Here is a 610-nt window from a genome sequence, read left to right as displayed (position 1 = left end):
CACGGTTTCAGGTTCTCTTTCACTCCCCTCGCCGGGGTTCTTTTCGCCTTTCCCTCACGGTACTGGTTCACTATCGGTCAGTCAGGAGTATTTAGCCTTGGAGGATGGTCCCCCCACCTTCAGACAGGATTTCTCGTGTCCCGCCTTACTCTTCGAACTCACAACCCGGTCATCTTCGAGTACGGGGCTGTCACCCTCTCTCGCCGGCCTTTCCAGACCGTTCCTCTGATGCCCGAGCTGATGCAGGTTCTGGGCTCCTCCCCGTTCGCTCGCCGCTACTGGGGGAATCTCGGTTGATTTCTTTTCCTCGGGGTACTGAGATGTTTCAGTTCCCCCGGTTCGCCTCATTAACCTATGAATTCAGTTAATGATAGTGCAACGCATTGCACTGGGTTTCCCCATTCGGACATCGCCGGCTATTACGCTTCATATCAGCTTACCGACGCTTTTCGCAGATTAGCACGTCCTTCATCGCCTCTGACTGCCTAGGCATCCACCGTGTACGCTTCGTCGCTTAACCTCACAACCCGAAAGTGTCTCGAATTGTTCAGCTTGAGAGACTCTTCACTCATATCCCAAGGATATCAGTGAGAATTTCAATTTTTCAGCT

General features: G+C 52.6%; 1 rRNA gene. It reads right to left on the bottom strand.

The features are described from left to right. Window positions 1-520: ribosomal RNA gene (locus LGZ98_RS24025) — 23S ribosomal RNA — on the bottom strand; the annotation flags it as partial. Window positions 521-610: the final 90 nt, after the last annotated feature.

Source organism: Photorhabdus kayaii, from assembly GCF_025384895.1.
GTDB lineage: Bacteria > Pseudomonadota > Gammaproteobacteria > Enterobacterales > Enterobacteriaceae > Photorhabdus > Photorhabdus kayaii.
The sequence above is the reverse complement of the archived record's forward strand: the minus strand, read 5'-3'. Positions and strand labels throughout refer to the sequence as shown.